The sequence below is a fragment of the Thalassobius vesicularis genome, from assembly GCF_004799325.1.
GTDB lineage: Bacteria > Pseudomonadota > Alphaproteobacteria > Rhodobacterales > Rhodobacteraceae > Thalassobius > Thalassobius vesicularis.
Genome location: NZ_SSMD01000004.1, coordinates 199,688 through 216,391, shown reverse-complemented (window position 1 = coordinate 216,391; position 16,704 = coordinate 199,688). Strand labels below are relative to the sequence as shown.

General features: G+C 63.7%; 14 protein-coding genes. 7 read left to right on the top strand and 7 right to left on the bottom strand.

From position 1 onward, the window contains the following. Nucleotides 1-208 precede the first annotated feature (208 nt). From ureC to E7681_RS09955, 7 genes are all read left to right on the top strand, one after another. The gene (gene ureC, locus E7681_RS09985; protein WP_136339143.1) at nt 209-1,918 is read left to right on the top strand and encodes an urease subunit alpha; all 1,710 of its coding nucleotides are present in this window, start codon (nt 209-211) and stop codon (nt 1,916-1,918) included. A gap of 7 nt (nt 1,919-1,925) precedes the next feature. Next, entirely contained in the window at nt 1,926-2,459 is a 534-nt protein-coding gene (ureE, locus tag E7681_RS09980; protein ID WP_136339142.1) for an urease accessory protein UreE, read from the top strand. Then, a complete protein-coding gene (locus E7681_RS09975; RefSeq protein ID WP_136339141.1) occupies nt 2,449-3,087 on the top strand; it encodes an urease accessory protein UreF in 639 nt (212 codons plus the stop codon). Before ureE ends, E7681_RS09975 begins: the two co-directional genes overlap by 11 nt. Continuing rightward, nucleotides 3,084-3,707, top strand: coding sequence for an urease accessory protein UreG (gene ureG / locus E7681_RS09970; protein ID WP_136339140.1), 624 nt, complete (start codon nt 3,084-3,086; stop codon nt 3,705-3,707). The genes E7681_RS09975 and ureG overlap by 4 nt, the downstream gene beginning before the upstream one ends. A gap of 130 nt (nt 3,708-3,837) precedes the next feature. Then, entirely contained in the window at nt 3,838-7,245 is a 3,408-nt protein-coding gene (locus tag E7681_RS09965; protein WP_136339139.1) for a transglutaminase family protein, read from the top strand. A gap of 3 nt (nt 7,246-7,248) precedes the next feature. Beyond that, nucleotides 7,249-9,648: a circularly permuted type 2 ATP-grasp protein gene (locus E7681_RS09960; RefSeq protein WP_136339138.1), complete on the top strand. Its 2,400-nt coding sequence runs from the start codon at nt 7,249-7,251 to the stop codon at nt 9,646-9,648. A gap of 4 nt (nt 9,649-9,652) precedes the next feature. Next, complete coding sequence (locus tag E7681_RS09955; RefSeq protein ID WP_136339137.1) at nt 9,653-10,534, top strand: transglutaminase family protein; 882 nt, start codon at nt 9,653-9,655, stop codon at nt 10,532-10,534. Nucleotides 10,535-10,593: 59 nt separating this feature from the next. On the opposite strand, the gene E7681_RS09950 is transcribed toward E7681_RS09955, so the two are convergent. From E7681_RS09950 to E7681_RS09920, 7 genes are all read right to left on the bottom strand, one after another. Beyond that, nucleotides 10,594-11,499 (bottom strand): LysR family transcriptional regulator, encoded by a 906-nt coding sequence (locus E7681_RS09950; protein WP_136339136.1) that lies wholly within the window; start codon nt 11,497-11,499, stop codon nt 10,594-10,596. 150 nt (nt 11,500-11,649) lie between these two features. After that, the gene (locus E7681_RS09945) at nt 11,650-12,564 is read right to left on the bottom strand and encodes an AEC family transporter (RefSeq protein WP_211089786.1); all 915 of its coding nucleotides are present in this window, start codon (nt 12,562-12,564) and stop codon (nt 11,650-11,652) included. Between the two features lie 67 nt (nt 12,565-12,631). Then, a complete protein-coding gene (locus E7681_RS09940; protein ID WP_136339135.1) occupies nt 12,632-14,665 on the bottom strand; it encodes an NADPH-dependent 2,4-dienoyl-CoA reductase in 2,034 nt (677 codons plus the stop codon). An 80-nt stretch (nt 14,666-14,745) separates the two neighbouring features. Continuing rightward, nucleotides 14,746-15,039 carry a monooxygenase gene (locus E7681_RS09935; RefSeq protein WP_136339134.1) on the bottom strand — a complete coding sequence of 98 codons (294 nt, stop codon included), beginning with the start codon at nt 15,037-15,039 and terminating at the stop codon, nt 14,746-14,748. A gap of 35 nt (nt 15,040-15,074) precedes the next feature. Continuing rightward, a complete protein-coding gene (locus tag E7681_RS09930) occupies nt 15,075-15,500 on the bottom strand; it encodes a GFA family protein (protein WP_211089785.1) in 426 nt (141 codons plus the stop codon). Continuing rightward, on the bottom strand, nt 15,497-15,874 hold the full coding sequence (locus tag E7681_RS09925; protein ID WP_136339133.1) for a hypothetical protein: 378 nt from the start codon (nt 15,872-15,874) through the stop codon (nt 15,497-15,499). The genes E7681_RS09930 and E7681_RS09925 overlap by 4 nt, the downstream gene beginning before the upstream one ends. A gap of 10 nt (nt 15,875-15,884) precedes the next feature. Continuing rightward, nucleotides 15,885-16,658 (bottom strand): DUF6478 family protein, encoded by a 774-nt coding sequence (locus E7681_RS09920; protein WP_136339132.1) that lies wholly within the window; start codon nt 16,656-16,658, stop codon nt 15,885-15,887. Nucleotides 16,659-16,704 lie beyond the last annotated feature (46 nt).

The window sequence follows — 16,704 nt, the reverse complement described above, 5'->3', positions numbered from 1 at the left end:
GTACACGTTGAAATTTCAGATGCTTAAGAGAAATAGGCTACGATATTCTGCCCTAGAGGTCGGCCGCATCCTTCAATATTTTCAAGACCTTATTCCATCTTCACATTTTTCATTTCGCCTTTTTTTCGATCGAGAACAAAAGCTTAAGCCGCGTCCGAGCGAACAGATTCGGACGGCTGCAACACTATGAAACAGTTGTGAGGATTCCATGCCCGCCAAAATCTCCCGCTCCGACTATGCCGCCATGTATGGCCCCACCACCGGCGACCGCCTGCGTCTGGCCGATACCAATCTGATCATCGAGGTGGAAAAAGACCTGACCACCTATGGCGAAGAGGTCAAATTCGGCGGCGGCAAGGTGATCCGCGACGGCATGGGCCAGTCCCAGGCCACCCGCGCTGCAGGGGCGGTGGATACGGTCATCACCAACGCCCTGATCGTAGACCATACCGGCATCTACAAGGCGGACGTGGGCCTAAAAAACGGTCGCATCCACAAGATCGGCAAGGCGGGCAACCCGGATACGCAACCGGGCGTGGACATCATCGTCGGCCCCGGCACCGAGGCCATCGCGGGCGAGGGCAAGATCCTGACGGCGGGCGGGTTCGACAGCCACATCCACTATATCTGCCCGCAGCAGATCGAGGACGCGCTGCATTCCGGTCTGACCACCATGCTGGGCGGCGGCACCGGCCCTGCGCATGGTACGCTGGCCACCACCTGCACCCCCGGCCCCTGGCATATCGGGCGGATGCTGCAAGCCGCCGATGCCTTCCCGATGAACTTGGCCTTTGCGGGCAAGGGCAACGCCTCCCTTCCCGCCGCGTTGGAGGAACAGGTCCGCGCCGGGGCCTGCGCCCTGAAACTGCACGAGGATTGGGGCACCACCCCCGCCGCCATCGACTGCTGCCTAGGCGTGGCCGACGCGATGGATGTGCAGGTGATGATCCACACCGACACGCTCAACGAATCCGGGTTCGTTGAACACACCGTGAAGGCCATGAAAGGCCGGACCATCCATGCCTTCCACACCGAGGGCGCGGGTGGCGGACACGCCCCCGACATCATCAAGATCTGCGGCGAGAGCTTCGTTCTGCCGTCCTCGACCAACCCGACCCGCCCGTTCACTGTGAACACCGTCGATGAACACCTCGACATGCTGATGGTCTGCCACCACCTGGATAAATCCATCCCCGAGGACGTGGCCTTTGCCGAATCCCGCATCCGCCGCGAAACCATCGCCGCCGAGGATATCCTCCACGATATGGGCGCATTTTCTATCATCGCGTCGGACAGTCAGGCGATGGGTCGTGTCGGCGAGGTGCTGATCCGAACCTGGCAGACCGCCGATAAGATGAAGAAGCAGCGCGGCCGTCTGGCCGAGGAAACCGGCGACAACGACAATTTCCGCGTCCGCCGCTACATCGCCAAATACACCATCAACCCCGCAATCGCACATGGGATCAGCCACGAGATCGGCTCGATCGAAGAAGGCAAACGCGCCGACCTGGTGCTGTGGAACCCGGCCTTCTTTGGTGTGAAGCCCGAGATGGTCCTGATGTCCGGTACCATCGTCATGGCACAAATGGGCGACCCCAATGCCTCGATCCCGACGCCGCAGCCGGTCTATTCGCGCCCGATGTTCGGGGCCTATGGTCGTTCGGTCGAACATTCCGCCGTCGTGTTCGTGTCCGAGGCCGCGCAGGCCGACAGCATCCGCGACAAGCTGGGCCTGGCCAAGCAAACCGTCGCCGTCCAGAAAACCCGCAACATTGGCAAGGCCGACCTGAAGCTGAACACCGCCATGCCGCATATCGAGGTGCACCCCGAAACCTACGAGGTGCGCGCCGATGGTGAATTGCTGACCTGCCAACCCGCCGAGGTTCTGCCGATGGCCCAACGCTACTTCATGTTCTGAGGCCGAAATGACCCAGCCCACCGCCCACACCATCCTGCACGCAGGCGATGCCCAGGCCACCGATCTGGTCACGCTGACCTATGACGAACGGTTCCTGCGCCGCAAGGTTCTGACCACCGTTCAAGGCGATCGCTTCCTTGTCGATCTGGAGCACACGACATCCCTGGATCACGGCGATCTGTTCCTGCTGACCGATGGCCGCTGCATCGAGGTGATCGCCGCCGAGGAGAACTTGCTGGCCGTCACCGGCCCCGACATGCCGCGCCTGGCCTGGCATATCGGTAACCGTCACACCCCCTGCCAGATCGAGGCCGACCGCCTGCTGATCCAGCGCGATCACGTCATCATGGCGATGCTCTCGCATCTGGGGGCGACGGTGACCGAGGTGTCTGAGCCTTTCACCCCCGAAGGCGGCGCATATGGTCATGGCCGCACCCACGCGCATGAACACGGGAACACGCTGCACACCCACAGCCATGACCATACGCATTCGAATGGTCATTCTCATGACGACGGGCACCATCATCCCCATGATCACTGACGCGGCCCTTCTGACCCTGGCGCAATGGCTGTCGCCCGCCTATCCGGTGGGGGCGTTCAGCTATAGCCACGGACTGGAATGGGCGATCGAGGCGCAGCAAGTCACAAACGCCGCCAGCTTCCGCGACTGGCTTACGGACATCCTGCAACACGGCACCGGGCGCAATGATGCGATCCTTCTGTGCCACGCCTATCGCGCCGATGATCCGAGCGAAATCGACGAACTGGCGCGCGCCTTTGCGCCGTCCGCCGAACGGCTGTTGGAAACAGAGCAACAGGGCGCAGCCTTCTGCCGGACCACCACCGCGATCTGGGGCGATGCACTACCCGCGCTGACCTACCCGGTCGCTTTGGGCCATGCCGCCGCGCGTCAGGGCCTGCCGCTGCAACAGACCTGCGCGATGTATCTGCATGCGTTCGCGTCCAACCTGACCTCGGCCGCGATCCGGCTGGTGCCGCTGGGACAAACCGAAGGTCAGGCCAGCCTGACCCCGCTGGCCCCGTTGTGCCAGACCCTTGCCGCCGAAGCCCTGCATCTGACGCTGGACGATCTGGGCGGGTCTGTCATGCTGGCTGACATCGCCTCGATGAAACACGAAACCCAATATACAAGGCTTTTCCGCTCATGAGCTCTCCTCACGGTCCACTTCGTATCGGTATCGGCGGCCCCGTTGGCGCAGGGAAAACCACGCTGACGGCGACCCTGTGCAAGGCGCTGTCGCAGAAATATTCCATCGGTGCGATCACCAATGACATCTACACCCAAGAGGATGCCGAGGCGCTGATGCGGATGCAGGTGCTGCCGCAAGACCGCATCATCGGCGTCGAAACCGGCGGCTGCCCGCATACCGCGATCCGCGAGGATGCCTCGATCAACCTGGCTGCCGTGGACGAGATGCGCAAACGGCACCCCGAGGTCGAGATCGTGCTGATCGAAAGCGGCGGTGACAACCTGTCGGCGACCTTCAGCCCCGAACTGGCGGACCTGACGCTCTATGTGATCGACGTCGCCGCGGGCGAGGAAATCCCCCGCAAGGGCGGCCCAGCCATCACCAAATCCGACGTGCTGATCATCAACAAGACCGACCTGGCCCCCTATGTCGGCGCCTCGCTAGAGGTGATGGACCGCGACGCCACCCGGATGCGCGCCGGTCGCCCGTTTGTCTTTACCGCCCTGCGTCACGGCAAGGGCGTGGATCAGGTCATCGCCCTGATCGAGGAAATCGGTGGGCTGGTTCCGGTCGCCTGACCGGGACCGCCTGAATATTAAACAGTTTACCCGGCCAGACTTTGCAAGTCAGAATGCCAGGGCGTTTCCAACTGTCGCCGACCCGCAGGCTGATCATACTGCAGGGACTTCACTCACGAACGGGCACCCAATGGCCATTATCGCAAGCATCCACCACCTGACCCATTACAAATACGATCGCCCCGTGACTCTGGGCCCGCAGATCATCCGCCTGCGGCCTGCCCCGCATGGGCGCACACGCGTGATCGCGCATTCGCTGAAGGTGGGGCCGCAGCCGCATTTCGTGAACCACCAGCAGGACCCCTATGGCAACTGGCTGGCGCGCTTCGTTTTCCCCGAGCCGGTGACCGAGTTCAAGATCGAGGTGGACCTGACCGCCGACATGTCGGTCTACAACCCGTTCGACTTTTTCGTCGAGGAAAGCGCCGAGCATTGGCCGTTCGAGTACCCGCTGGACATCGACCAAGACCTGTCGATCTACCTGAAACCCGAGCCGACCAGCCACCATTTCGACCAGTTCTTGCACACCGTTCCGCGCGACAAGATGCGGATCGTGGACAAGCTGGTGCAGCTGAACCAACTGGTCGCGAACCACGTGAACTACACCATCCGGCTGGAACCGGGCGTGCAAACGCCTGACGAGACGCTGGAGATCGGCAGCGGATCCTGCCGCGATTCCAGCTGGTTGCTGGTGCAGGTACTGCGGCATCTGGGGATCGCCGCGCGGTTTGTCTCGGGCTATCTGATCCAGCTGAAACCGGACCTCAAGGCGCTGGACGGCCCGTCGGGCACCGAGGTGGATTTCACCGACCTGCACGCCTGGGTCGAGGCCTACATCCCCGGCGCGGGCTGGATCGGGCTGGACCCGACCTCGGGCCTCTTGGCGGGTGAAAGCCACATCCCGCTGGCCGCCACCCCGCATTACCGCAACGCCGCGCCCATCGCGGGCATGGCCAGCTATGCCGAGGTCGATTTCAGTTTCGACATGACGGTGAAACGGGTCTCCGAACACCCGCGCATCACCAAACCGTTCTCGGACGACGCCTGGGACGACCTGCTGAAACTGGGCCACAAGGTGGACGAAAGCCTGGCCGAAGGCGACGTTCGCCTGACAATGGGCGGCGAGCCGACCTTTGTCTCGATCGACGATTTCGAAAGCGCCGAGTGGAACACCGCCGCCGTCGGGCCGCAGAAACGCGGGCTGGCGGATACGCTCATCCGCCGCTTGCGCGACCGCTTCGCGCCGGGCGGGTTCCTGCACTATGGTCAGGGCAAATGGTATCCGGGCGAGACGCTGCCGCGCTGGACCTTCTCGCTCTACTGGCGCCGCGACGGGAAACCGGTGTGGAAGAACCCCGACCTGATCGCCCGCGAAACCATTAAGCAACGGGCCAGCGCCGACGATGCCGGACTGTTCCTGGGGTGCTTTGCCAAAAAGCTGGGCGTGAACCCCGACTATGCACAGCCGACCTATGAAGACCCCGGCGAGTGGATACTGAGAGAGGCGAACCTGCCGCCGAACGTCTCGCCTGAGAATTCGAAGCTGAAGGATGCCGAGGAACGCGCCCGTTTCGCCCGCGTGTTCAGCCGCGGCCTGACTGAACCGGCGGGCTATGTCCTGCCGGTGCAACGCTGGCAAAGCCGCAACGCGCCCGAACGCTGGCGGTCCGAGATGTGGCGCCCCCGGCGCGGGCACATCTTCCTGGTCCCCGGTGACAGCCCGGTCGGCTTCCGCCTGCCGCTGAACGCGTTGCCCTATGTGCCGCCCTCACAGTACCCCTACACCTATCCGGCGGACCCGACCGTGCCCGTGGCGCCGCTGCCCGATTTCCACGCCGCGCTCACCGAACGCCGCCGTTTGGTTCAGGCCGAAATCGACCGCCTGGCCGAGGAAGAGGCCGAGCGCGAGGCGATGATGCCCGCCGTCTCCGAAGGGCATTCGCAGCCGTCCGAGACAACCGCCGAAAACACCCCGCGCCAGAAGGTGATGGAACAAGGCGTCGATCCGGCCGGCGGCGCCGTCCGCACCGCGATCGCCGTGGAACCCCGCGACGGGCGGCTGTGCGTCTTCATGCCCCCGACCGAAACGCTGGAGGATTACCTGGAGCTGCTGGCGACCGCCGAGGCCGCTGCCGAAGAAACCGGCCTGCCCGTGCATATCGAGGGCTACGCGCCGCCCCATGACAGCCGCCTGAACGTGATCCGTGTCGCCCCCGACCCCGGCGTGATCGAGGTGAACATTCACCCCGCCGCCAACTGGGATGAATGCGTCGCCACCACGCAGGCGATCTATGAAGAGGCCCGCCAGTCCCGCTTGGGTGCCGACAAGTTCATGATCGACGGTCGCCACACCGGCACCGGCGGCGGCAACCATGTCGTCGTGGGTGGCGAAACCCCCAACGACTCGCCCTTCCTGCGGCGGCCCGACCTGCTGCGCTCGCTGATCCTGTATTGGCAGCGCCACCCCTCGCTGAGCTACCTATTCTCGGGTCTGTTCATCGGCCCGACCAGCCAGGCGCCGCGCATCGACGAAGCCCGCCATGACAGCCTGTACGAGCTGGAAATCGCGCTGAGCCAGATCCCCAACCCGGACGAAGGCATGCAGCCTCCGGCCTGGCTGGTGGACCGTCTGCTGCGCAACATCCTGATCGACGTGACCGGCAACACCCACCGGGCCGAGATCTGCATCGACAAGCTCTATTCCCCCGACGGCCCCACCGGCCGCCTGGGCCTGGTCGAATTCCGCGGATTCGAGATGCCGCCGGACGCCAAGATGTCGCTGGCCCAGCAATTGCTGATCCGCGCCATCATCGCGCGCATGTGGAAATCCCCGCTCAAGGGCAAACCCGTCCGCTGGGGCACCGTACTGCACGACCGTTACATGCTGCCGCATTTCCTGTGGCAAGACCTGCTGGACGTGCTGCGCGATCTGGGCGACCATGGGTTCCAGATGAACCCCGAATGGTACAAGGCGCAGGCCGAGTTCCGCTTCCCCTTCTGTGGCGAAGTCACGTACGAAGGCACCACGCTAGAGCTGAAACAGGCGCTGGAACCCTGGCATGTGCTGGGCGAAACCGGCGCCATCGGCGGCACCGTGCGCTACACCGACAGCTCGGTCGAGCGTCTGCAAGCCAAGCTGATCACGCCCAACCCGGACCGCTACATCGTCACCTGCAACCAACGCCGCGTGCCCATGGCAGCGACCGAGGAATCCGGCACCTTTATCGGCGGCGTGCGGTTCAAAGCGTGGCAGCCGCCCTCAGCCCTGCATCCGGTGCTACCGATCAACGCGCCCTTGACCTTTGACATCTACGACACCTGGTCGAACCGGGCGATCGGCGGTTGCGTTTATCACGTCGCGCATCCGGGCGGACGCAACTACGACACCTTCCCGGTGAACGGCAACGAGGCGCAGGCACGCAGGCTTGCACGGTTCCAGCCGAACGGGCATACATCGGGGGGATACCTGCCACCGACAGAAACGCCGCACCCCGAGTTTCCGCTGACGCTGGACCTGAGGCGGCCCACCGGGGTTTAACCCATGTCCGAAACCTCTTCCGCGCCGCAGGCCCTGCCGGGCGCGGACATCCTGAGCGACTACGCGGTGCCCACCGGCACCGCCGACGAGTTATTCGACGCATCTGGCCATATGCGCCCCGTGTGGGAGCCCTTCATCTCGCGGCTTCAGGAACTCTCGCCCGAGGAGATCGACGAGCGCATCGCGCGTGGCGACCAGTACCTGCGCGACGCGGGTGTGTATTTCCGGCGCTATTCGGACAAGACCCCGGGCGAGCGGGATTGGCCGCTGTCCCACATTCCAGTTCTGCTGCCCGAGGCGGAATGGGCGGACATCTCGGACGCGATGACGCAACGCGCGGATATCCTTGAACGGATCGTGGCCGACATCTACGGCGAACAGACGCTGGTGCGGGACGGACACCTGCCTGCCAGCTTCCTTGCGCAGAACCCCGAGTGGCTGCGCCCGATGGTCGGCGTGCGCCCGGTCTCGGGCTATTTCCTGCACCACATCGCGTTCGAGATCGGCCGCAACCCCGACGGCAGCTGGTTCGTGCTGGGCGACCGCACGCAAGCCCCCTCGGGCGCCGGGTTCGCGCTGGAAAACCGCCGCGCGACAAGCCGCGTGTTCCCGGGTCTGTTCGCCCATACCAACGTCCACCGGCTGGCGGGCTTTTTCCGGGCGTTCCAAACCGCCCTTGGCGCGCGCGGGGCGCAAGGCCGCGACGCACCGGCGATCCTGACCCCAGGCCCCGGAACCGACACCTATTTCGAGCATGTCTACATCGCCCGTTACCTGGGCCTGATGCTGCTGGAAGGCGAAGATCTGACCATCGAGAACGGCCAGGCGATGGTGCGCACCGTAGACGGATTGAAACCGATCAGCCTGTTGTGGCGCCGGATGGATGCGCGCTTTGCCGACCCGCTGGAATTGGACGAAACCTCGCGCATCGGCACGCCGGGCATGCTCAACGCGATCCGTTCGGGACGACTGCAGATGGTGAACGCGCTTGGCACCGGCATTCTGGAAACCCGCGCGCTGCTGGCCTTTGTCCCCCGCATCGCCGAGGCCGCCTATGGCATGCCGCTGAAGATGCCCAACATCGCCACCTGGTGGTGCGGCACCCAGTCCGAGCGCGATTACGTCATGGCCAATGCCGAGCATATGACGCTTGGCCCCGCGCTTTCTACGGGCCTTCCGTTTGACCCGAATTCGATCGTGTCCGTCGCAGGCGCCAGCAAGGCCGAAGGTCAGGAAGCACTGGCCGACCGCGTGGCCCGCGAAGGCGAACAACTGGTCGCGCAACAGGCGGTGACGCTGTCGACCACCCCGGTCTATGCCGATGGCAAGCTTTCGGCGCGACCGATGACCGTTCGGGTGTTCATGGCGCGTACGGCGGACGGCTGGGCCATCATGCCCGGCGGCTACGCTCGCATCGGCGCATCCGGCGAAAGCACCGCAATCGCCATGCAGCGCGGCGGCACGGTTGCCGATGTCTGGGTGGTGTCGGACTCGCCCGTTCAGCCCGAAACCCTGACCCCCGGCAATGGCGTCCAACGACTGCCGGAAAACCCGCTGCCCAGCCGCGCCGCCGACAACCTGTACTGGATGGGCCGCTACGTTGAACGCGCGGAAACCACGATCCGAATTTTGCGGGCCTATCATCTGCGGCTGGCCGAAACCGGCAATGCCGAGGACGTGAACGTCCAGCAAATCTCGGACTACCTGAAGGGTTTTGGCACCGACACGGATGAACCGATCCCCAGCAACCTGATCGCCCAGATCGGCGCAGCAGCGGGTTGCGCGTCCAAGGTGCGGGACAGGTTCTCGGTCGATGGCTGGGCGGCGTTGCGCGACTTGCAACGATCGCTGAACCAGCTGCAAGGCACGACACAGCCGGGGGCCGACTGCGCCCGGGCGATGGTCACCCTGCTGCAGATGCTGTCCGGGTTCGCCGGGTTGGTGCAGGACAACATGTATCGCTCGACCGGGTGGCAGTTCCTGGAATTCGGCCGCGCGCTGGAGCGGGCCCAAAGCACCACGCTGATGCTGTCCAAGTTCGCCGATTTCGACGCCCCCTCGGGCAGTGTCGATATCGCGGTCGAGCTGGGCGACAGCATCATCATCCACCAGCGCCACTACATGGGCGACCCGACCCCCGCCAGCGTGGTCGACCTGCTGGCGCTGGACGTGCGCAACCCGCGCTCGATTCTGTTCCAGTTGGAAACCATGCGCGACCTGCTGGCCACGCTGCCCCACCCCGGAGAGGCTGGCCAACTTACCCCCCTGCGCCGCGAGGCCCTGCGCCTGCATACGCAACTGGCCGTCGCCGCACCGAAAGATATGACGCTGAAGGCATTGAAATCGCTGAATAAAGCACTGTCAGAAATGTCCAATCTTCTGTACAACACCTACCTTGGATAGGGCCATGCTTTACGATTTGTCACTTGTCCTGACGAACACCTATCCCGGCAGCACGGATAGTGTGCGCAACCTTGTGCGCTTGATGCCGTTGTCTTTGCCCGGCCAGCAGCAACTGGTGACGGGTCTTGTGCAGGTGTCTCCGCGTCCGTCCGAACGGATCGAACGGCACGATTTTTTCGGCAATGCCGTGACCGAAATCGCCTTTCGCCAACCCCTGACAGAGCTGACTGTCACGCTGAAGGCCCGCGTCATGCGCACCGCGCAGGCACCGGCGTTGGATCTGTCCCCGACGCTCCCCACCCTGACGACAGAGCTGCAATCGGTGACGGACCTGTCGCCGCATTCGCCATTGCACTATCTGGCCCCGTCCCCTCGTGTCCGCCCGAATGCCGAGTTCGCCGACTATGCCACCGCGTGCAGAACCCCCGGCCAGACGGTGATGCAAACCGTTCTGGTACTGGGCAAATCGCTGCACACCGACATGCGTTTTGACGCCAACGCCACCGACGTCGACACCCCCCCGATCGAGGCGTTCCGTAACCGGCATGGTGTCTGTCAGGACTTTTCCCATATCATGCTGGCCTGCCTGCGGGCCCTTGGGATACCCGCAAGTTACGTTAGCGGCTTCCTGCGGACCACCCCACCCGAGGGGCAGGAACGGCTCGAAGGCGCAGACGCAATGCATGCCTGGATTCGCGCCTGGTGCGGGCAGGAGCTGGGTTGGATCGAATATGACCCCACCAACGACCTGCTGGTCGGCACGGATCACATCGTGGTCGGCTATGGCCGCGATTATTCGGACGTCTCGCCGCTGAAGGGCGTGCTGCGCACCTCGGGCGGGCAATCGGGCAAACATGCCGTCGACGTCATCCCCGTATCCAACTGATCCAAAAGAAAAACGCGCCCCGAAGGGCGCGGAGTTTCAGGAGGATACTCGGAGGAAAATTACCAGTCGTTCGGGCCCTTGTCCGCGAACTGATGCACAAGGAAGTCGATGAACGCGCGGACCTTGGGCTGCGTGAAACGGCCCGGCGGATAGACCGCATAGATGCCCTGCGTTTCGACGGGCAGGTCGGGGATCGCGTCCTCGACCAGACCCTGCGCCATCGCGTCGGCGTACAGGAACGAGTGCAGATAGGCGATGCCCAGGCCGGAAACCGCAGCGTTCAGCAGCGACTGACCGTCGTTCACGCTCAGCCAGCCAGCGGTGCGCACCTGGCGCTTCTCGCCGGACGGAGCGGTGATTTTCCACACGTTTCCAGCGGCTTGGCTGGAATAGTGCAGCAGCTTGTGCTCGTTCAGATCGTCGATCTTGGTCGGGCGACCGTATTTTTCGAAATACGCGGGCGAGGCGATCATCCGTTTGGTCGTCTCGGTCAGCTTGCGAGCCCGCAGGGTGCTGTCCTCCAGCTCGCCGATGCGAATGGCCATATCAAAGCCCTCGCTGATCAGCTCGACATAGCGGTTGTTCAGCACCATGTTGACCGTAATATCCGGGAATTCCGCCAGAAATTCGCCCAGCACGGGGCTCAGGTGATTGACCCCGAAATCGGTGGCGACACTGATCCGCAGCAGACCCGACGGCGCGGATTGCATCGAGGTGACCAGCGCGTCGGCCTCTCCGGCATCGTTCAGCACGCGGCGTGCACGGTCGTAGTAGGCCAGGCCGATCTCGGTCGGGCTGACCCGGCGGGTCGTGCGGTTCAACAGGCGGGCGCCCAGGCGGGCCTCCAGGCTGGAGACATGCTTTGACACCGCCGATTTAGAGATGCCCATTTTCTTGGCGGCATCGGTAAACCCACCTTGGTCTACCACGGTGGCAAAGGCTTCCATCTCGGTCAGGCGGTCCATTCGCGATCCCCTTCGGTATTCGTCATTCCTCAGCATCTGGTATTGCCGAAGATTGGGGCGCGACTGGGGCACGGGACGGACAATATCGGGGTAATCTGTGGGATCGTTTAAGGCGGGGAAACACGGAAACAATCGGTCAGACGCGCCATTTCAGCCGAAAAAAGTCAATTGTGCCAATGTGATCCACACCGGTAACGTCACTGCGGCCAGCAATGTTGTCTGGGCAACCAGCGTTGCGGCCAATTCCCGATCCGCCCCAAACCCCGCCGCCAACACGTGCGCGGCCGACGCGGTTGGGAGGGCGGAAAAAAGGACCAGCGTGGCCGAAATCGCCGGATCGATGCCCAGGGCCAGACAGGTCGAAATGGTTAACGCGGGCAAAAAAATCAGCTTTGTCGCCACAATTATTCCGCTGAAGGCGTTCAGACGGGCCAGCGCGCCCCAGTTCATCGTCGCGCCGACCGAGATCAGGGCCACCGGGATCGCGGCGCGTGACAGCATCTCGAGCGGAGCCATGATGGGCCCCGGAATTTTCAGGCCAGACAGGCCGACAAGCACGCCGCAGACCGATGCCAGAAGGAAAGGATTGGTCCCGATCTTAACCATTGTGTGCCGAAATCCGCCTGCCCCGCGCGACAGGGCGGTGACGGCAAACAGGTTCGCCATCGGGATCGCCATACCCACCGCGACGGCCAGAATACCGACAGGTTTAACCGAGAGTGTCTCGACCGCGACGAAGCCAAGCGCCGTGTTGAAACGCCACGCCGTCTGCCAAGCCCCTGCAAAATCAGTAAAATTTTTGGGACCAAAGCGCCGAGCCCCATAGCCCAGACACAGCCCCGCCAGCAGGATCGCCCAGACCGCCGGACCAATATGCACGATGTCCGCCACGGCGATGGGGCGGCTGGAGGCGGCGGTGAAGATGAGGGCGGGGAACAGGATTTCGAAGTTCAGCCGATCCAGACCCTGCCACGCGTTAACCGATAGCCGGTTGCGGATCACTCCGCCCAGAATGACCATCAGAAAGCTGGGCAAAAGCCCCAGCAGGATCGTCAGAAAGACCATGTATGTTTCCCCCGCGCATGGCCATTAGACCGCCGCGAGGGAAAAATACAAGTGTAACGCCAAGACCTTAGAGCGACAGCGCCAGACGGACGCCCTGATTGATGGCGCGTTTGGCGTCCAGTTCCGCCGCGACATCGGCCCCGCCGATAACGTGACAGGGGATGCCGCGCTGTTCCAGCGTGTCGGCAAGGCTGCGATCGGACAGCTGACCGGCGCACAGAACCACGGTATCGACGGCGATCACGGTCGGATTTTCGCGCGCCTCGCCGAACGAGACATGCAGGCCGTCATCATCGATGCGTTCGTAATTCACGCCGCCCAACATCTTGACGCCCTTCATCTTCAGCGCGGCGCGGTGAATCCAACCCGTTGTTTTTCCAAGACCTTTCCCCAAAGCCTGCGCCTTGCGCTGCATCAGGGTGACCTGGCGGACGGGCGGTTCGGGCTGCGGGCCTTCGGGGGCCAGACCGCCGCGAACGGCCTCGGGATCGGTGACGCCCCATTCGCGGAGCCACTCGGGCAGGTTCTCGGTCGGGCTGTCGCCGGTGACCAGATATTCGGCCACATCAAAGCCGATGCCGCCCGCGCCGATCACCGCGACGCGATCCCCCACAGGTTTTTTATCGCGCAAAACATCTATGTAACTCAGGACGTTAGCGCGATCCTGACCCGGAATTTCCGGATCACGCGGAATAATTCCGGTGGCGACGATCACCTGGTCGAAATCACCCAGCATATCGGCGGTGACCTCGGTGTTCAGGCGGAGGGTGATTCCCTCGTGCGCGACCATGCGTTCGTACCAGTCGACAAGGCCGTGAAACTCTTCTTTTCCGGGCACTTGGCGGGCCATGTTCAGCTGTCCGCCAACCCGCCCGGCGCGGTCGAACAGGGTGACATCCCAGCCGCGGCCAGCGGCCGTCAAAGAGGCTGACAACCCAGCGGGGCCCGCCCCGATAACGGCCAGTTTACCCCGTTTTTCGTCAGATTTTGCCGAAGAATCGTACAACTCGGTTTCGTGGCAGGCATAGGGGTTCACCAGGCACGAGGTCAGCTTGCCGCCGAAGGTGTGATCAAGGCAGGCCTGGTTGCAGCCGATGCAGGGGGCGATCAGATCGGCCTGATCGTTGGCGGCCTTGGCGACGAAATCGGCGTCGGCGAGGAAGGGGCGCGCCATCGAGACCATATCGGCGCAACCCTCGGCCAGGACCTGTTCGGCGACCTCGGGGGTGTTGATGCGGTTCGAGGTGATGACGGGGATCGTGACGTGGCCCATCAGTTTCTTGGTGACCCAGGCAAAGGCGCGGCGGGGAACCGAGGTGGCGATGGTGGGAATGCGCGCCTCGTGCCAGCCGATGCCAGTGTTGATGATCGAGGCACCGGCGGCCTCGATCGCTTTGGCCAGTTGGATCACTTCGTCGAAGGTCGAGCCGTTGGGGACGAGGTCGATCATCGACAGGCGGTAGATGATGATGAAATCCGGGCCGGTCGCCTCGCGGACGCGGCGGACGATCTCGGTCGCCAGTCGGATGCGGTTTTCGTAGGAGCCACCCCAGCGGTCGGTACGCTTGTTGGTGTGGGTCACGATGAACTGGTTGATGAAGTAGCCCTCGGAGCCCATCACCTCGACCCCGTCATAGCCGGCTTTCTGGGCCAGCGTGGCGGCGGTGACAAAATCGGCGATCTGTTTCTCGATCCCGTCCTCGTCCAGCTCTTGCGGCGAGAAGGGGGAGATGGGGGATTTCACCGGCGAAGGGGCGACGCATTTGGGGTTATAGGCGTAGCGGCCCGCGTGCAGGATCTGCATGGCGATCTTGCCGCCCGCATCGTGCACGGCCTTGGTGACGACGGAATGGTTGGCGACGTCCTTTTCGGTGGTCATCATGGAGGCGCCGAACGCGACCGAGCCTTCGGGGTTCGGGCCGATGCCGCCGGTGACCATCAGGCCGACACCGCCGCGGGCGCGGGCGGCGTAGAACTCGGCCACGCGGGGCCAGTCGCCGGTTTCTTCGAGCCCGGTGTGCATCGAGCCCATCAGGACGCGGTTCTTCAGCGTGGTGTGGCCCAGATCCAACGGGGCCAACAGGTGCGGATATGATGTCATGGCGTGCCTCCCAGCTTTGGCTCAGTCTGGGGGCGGTTGCTGGCGTTTGTCACGCCCAAACGCGACGTCAGGCCGCTGCGTCAATGGCCGTTGTCTATGATGAACAGGGCGTCGAAGTAGTCGAAATGCGGCGGGCTGCCGTACATCTCCTCGGCCATCTTGCACCAAGCGGCATCGTGGGCGGCCTTTGCGGCGGCCTTGGATTTCCACAGGTAGATGCCACCGCCCCGATTGGTGTCGGGGTCATAGACATAGGTCTTGCGGATCAGATCCTTGTTGGCCCGCCAGCGCGGCACGGTGGCGTTGTACTTGTCCAGAAGCTCGGATTTGGTGATGCCTGCGGGCAAGGAAAAGGTGACGATTTCGGTGATCATGTGCGCCTCCCTGAGTGGGGAAAGCATAGCACGGATCAGGGCATCGCGGGAAATTTCGGAAGCTGCGGATGCATCAGATCCCAGGGCTGGGCGCTGGCCGTGTAGATGTCGCGGCTGGGGTGATACCACGAGGGATCATCCAGACTGCCGGCATAGATCACCACCATCCCCGACCGCGCGGTGTTGTCCAACAGCACCGGAGAGCCGCACTCGCCGCAAAAGCCGCGGCGCATGGCGTGGCCGGCATCGGCGGGGCGGGTGAACCATTTCGGCTGACCGCGCTCCAGCGTGAAATCCGTGTCCTTGACCACCACGGCCGGGAAATAGGCGCTGCCGGTGGCCTGCTGGCAGTCGCGGCAATGGCAATTGCCCATGTAGCGCGCCGCATGGGCCGAGCGGTAGCGGATCGCGCCGCAGGCACAGCCGCCGGTGAAGGTGTCGGGGATCGGCGCCGCGCTCATGCGGTTTCGACGCAATGGCGGCGGAAGGCGCGTTTGAGCATGTCCAGCTCCTCGCGTAGCAGGGTGACTTCGGCGCGCAGGTCGTCGCCCAGCGCCTCTCCGGCGAGGATGGCAAAGCTGTTCAGCACCTCGCCGCTGCGTTTTTCGCGGATGACAAAGGTCTGCACCCCGTCCGAGAGGGTTTCCAGCGGCACCGGGATGCGGACGACCCAATGGCCGTTCTCTCGGTCCTCGGTCATTTGCAGGCCAAGGACGGGTTCGTTCAGGTGGGTGACTTCCAGTTCCGGCTGGAGGTTGTCCATCGAGGCCGAGGTCAGGAACCCCTCCCACACGCCTTCGAACAGGCGGGTCTTGGTCAGTTTCAACTCGCTCATCTGCATCCTCTCACAATTCGGCGCGCGGGCGGCGGCTGAAGGTCAGATCGCGGATCGTGACCTGGTTCATCTCGGGGCCCTCGAAGATGAGGTCGATCCACGCCTTGTCGATCCGCTTTTCGTTCAGGCGGGAATAGGCGAGGTCGAACTCGACCATGATCTCGGACTCGTGCAGGGGCAGTTCGCGCACCAGCTGTTCGGTGTTCGGCCCGTGGCGGATGTTCAGGCGGGCGAAAATCTCCAGCGGTTTTTCCATCTCGACGATGGTGTCCATGCGGATCAGGTGTTTCTTTTGCAGCCCGTCGAGCGCGCCCTGCGGCAGGTCCACGACCAGCGACAGGAACGAGCCGTCAAAGCGGAACACGTCCAGCCGCAAGCCATAGGGTGCCAGATCGGATTCGCGCTGGTTGCGCAACTGGCGCAGGGTCAGTTCGGAAAAATGGCAGTCGTGGAACAGCGTCACCTCGTCCCCCAGCATCTTGCCGTTGGGGACCGAGGACATGCCGGGCACAGGCAGCGGGCCGCGCCACAGTTCTGGCCGCCACGACCAGTCCGAGCCGTGCGGCTTGCGGAACGCGGTGTTGCCCAGCAGGGGCAGCGCAAGGCGGTTGTCGGCGTCGTGGATCAGGGCGTCCAGCTGGGCCCGCAGCTCGCGCGCCATGGTGCGCTGCTGGCGCAGGCGGTGCAGCCCGGTGGTGCCCGCATCGCGCGCCAAGGCCGCCCAGTGGCGAACCACGCGGCGATGGGCCAGTCTGCTGAGAATGCGGCTGTTGATCAATGACATGCGAATTGGCCTGTACCTGCGCGCCTATCCTACGGGAAACCGTTCT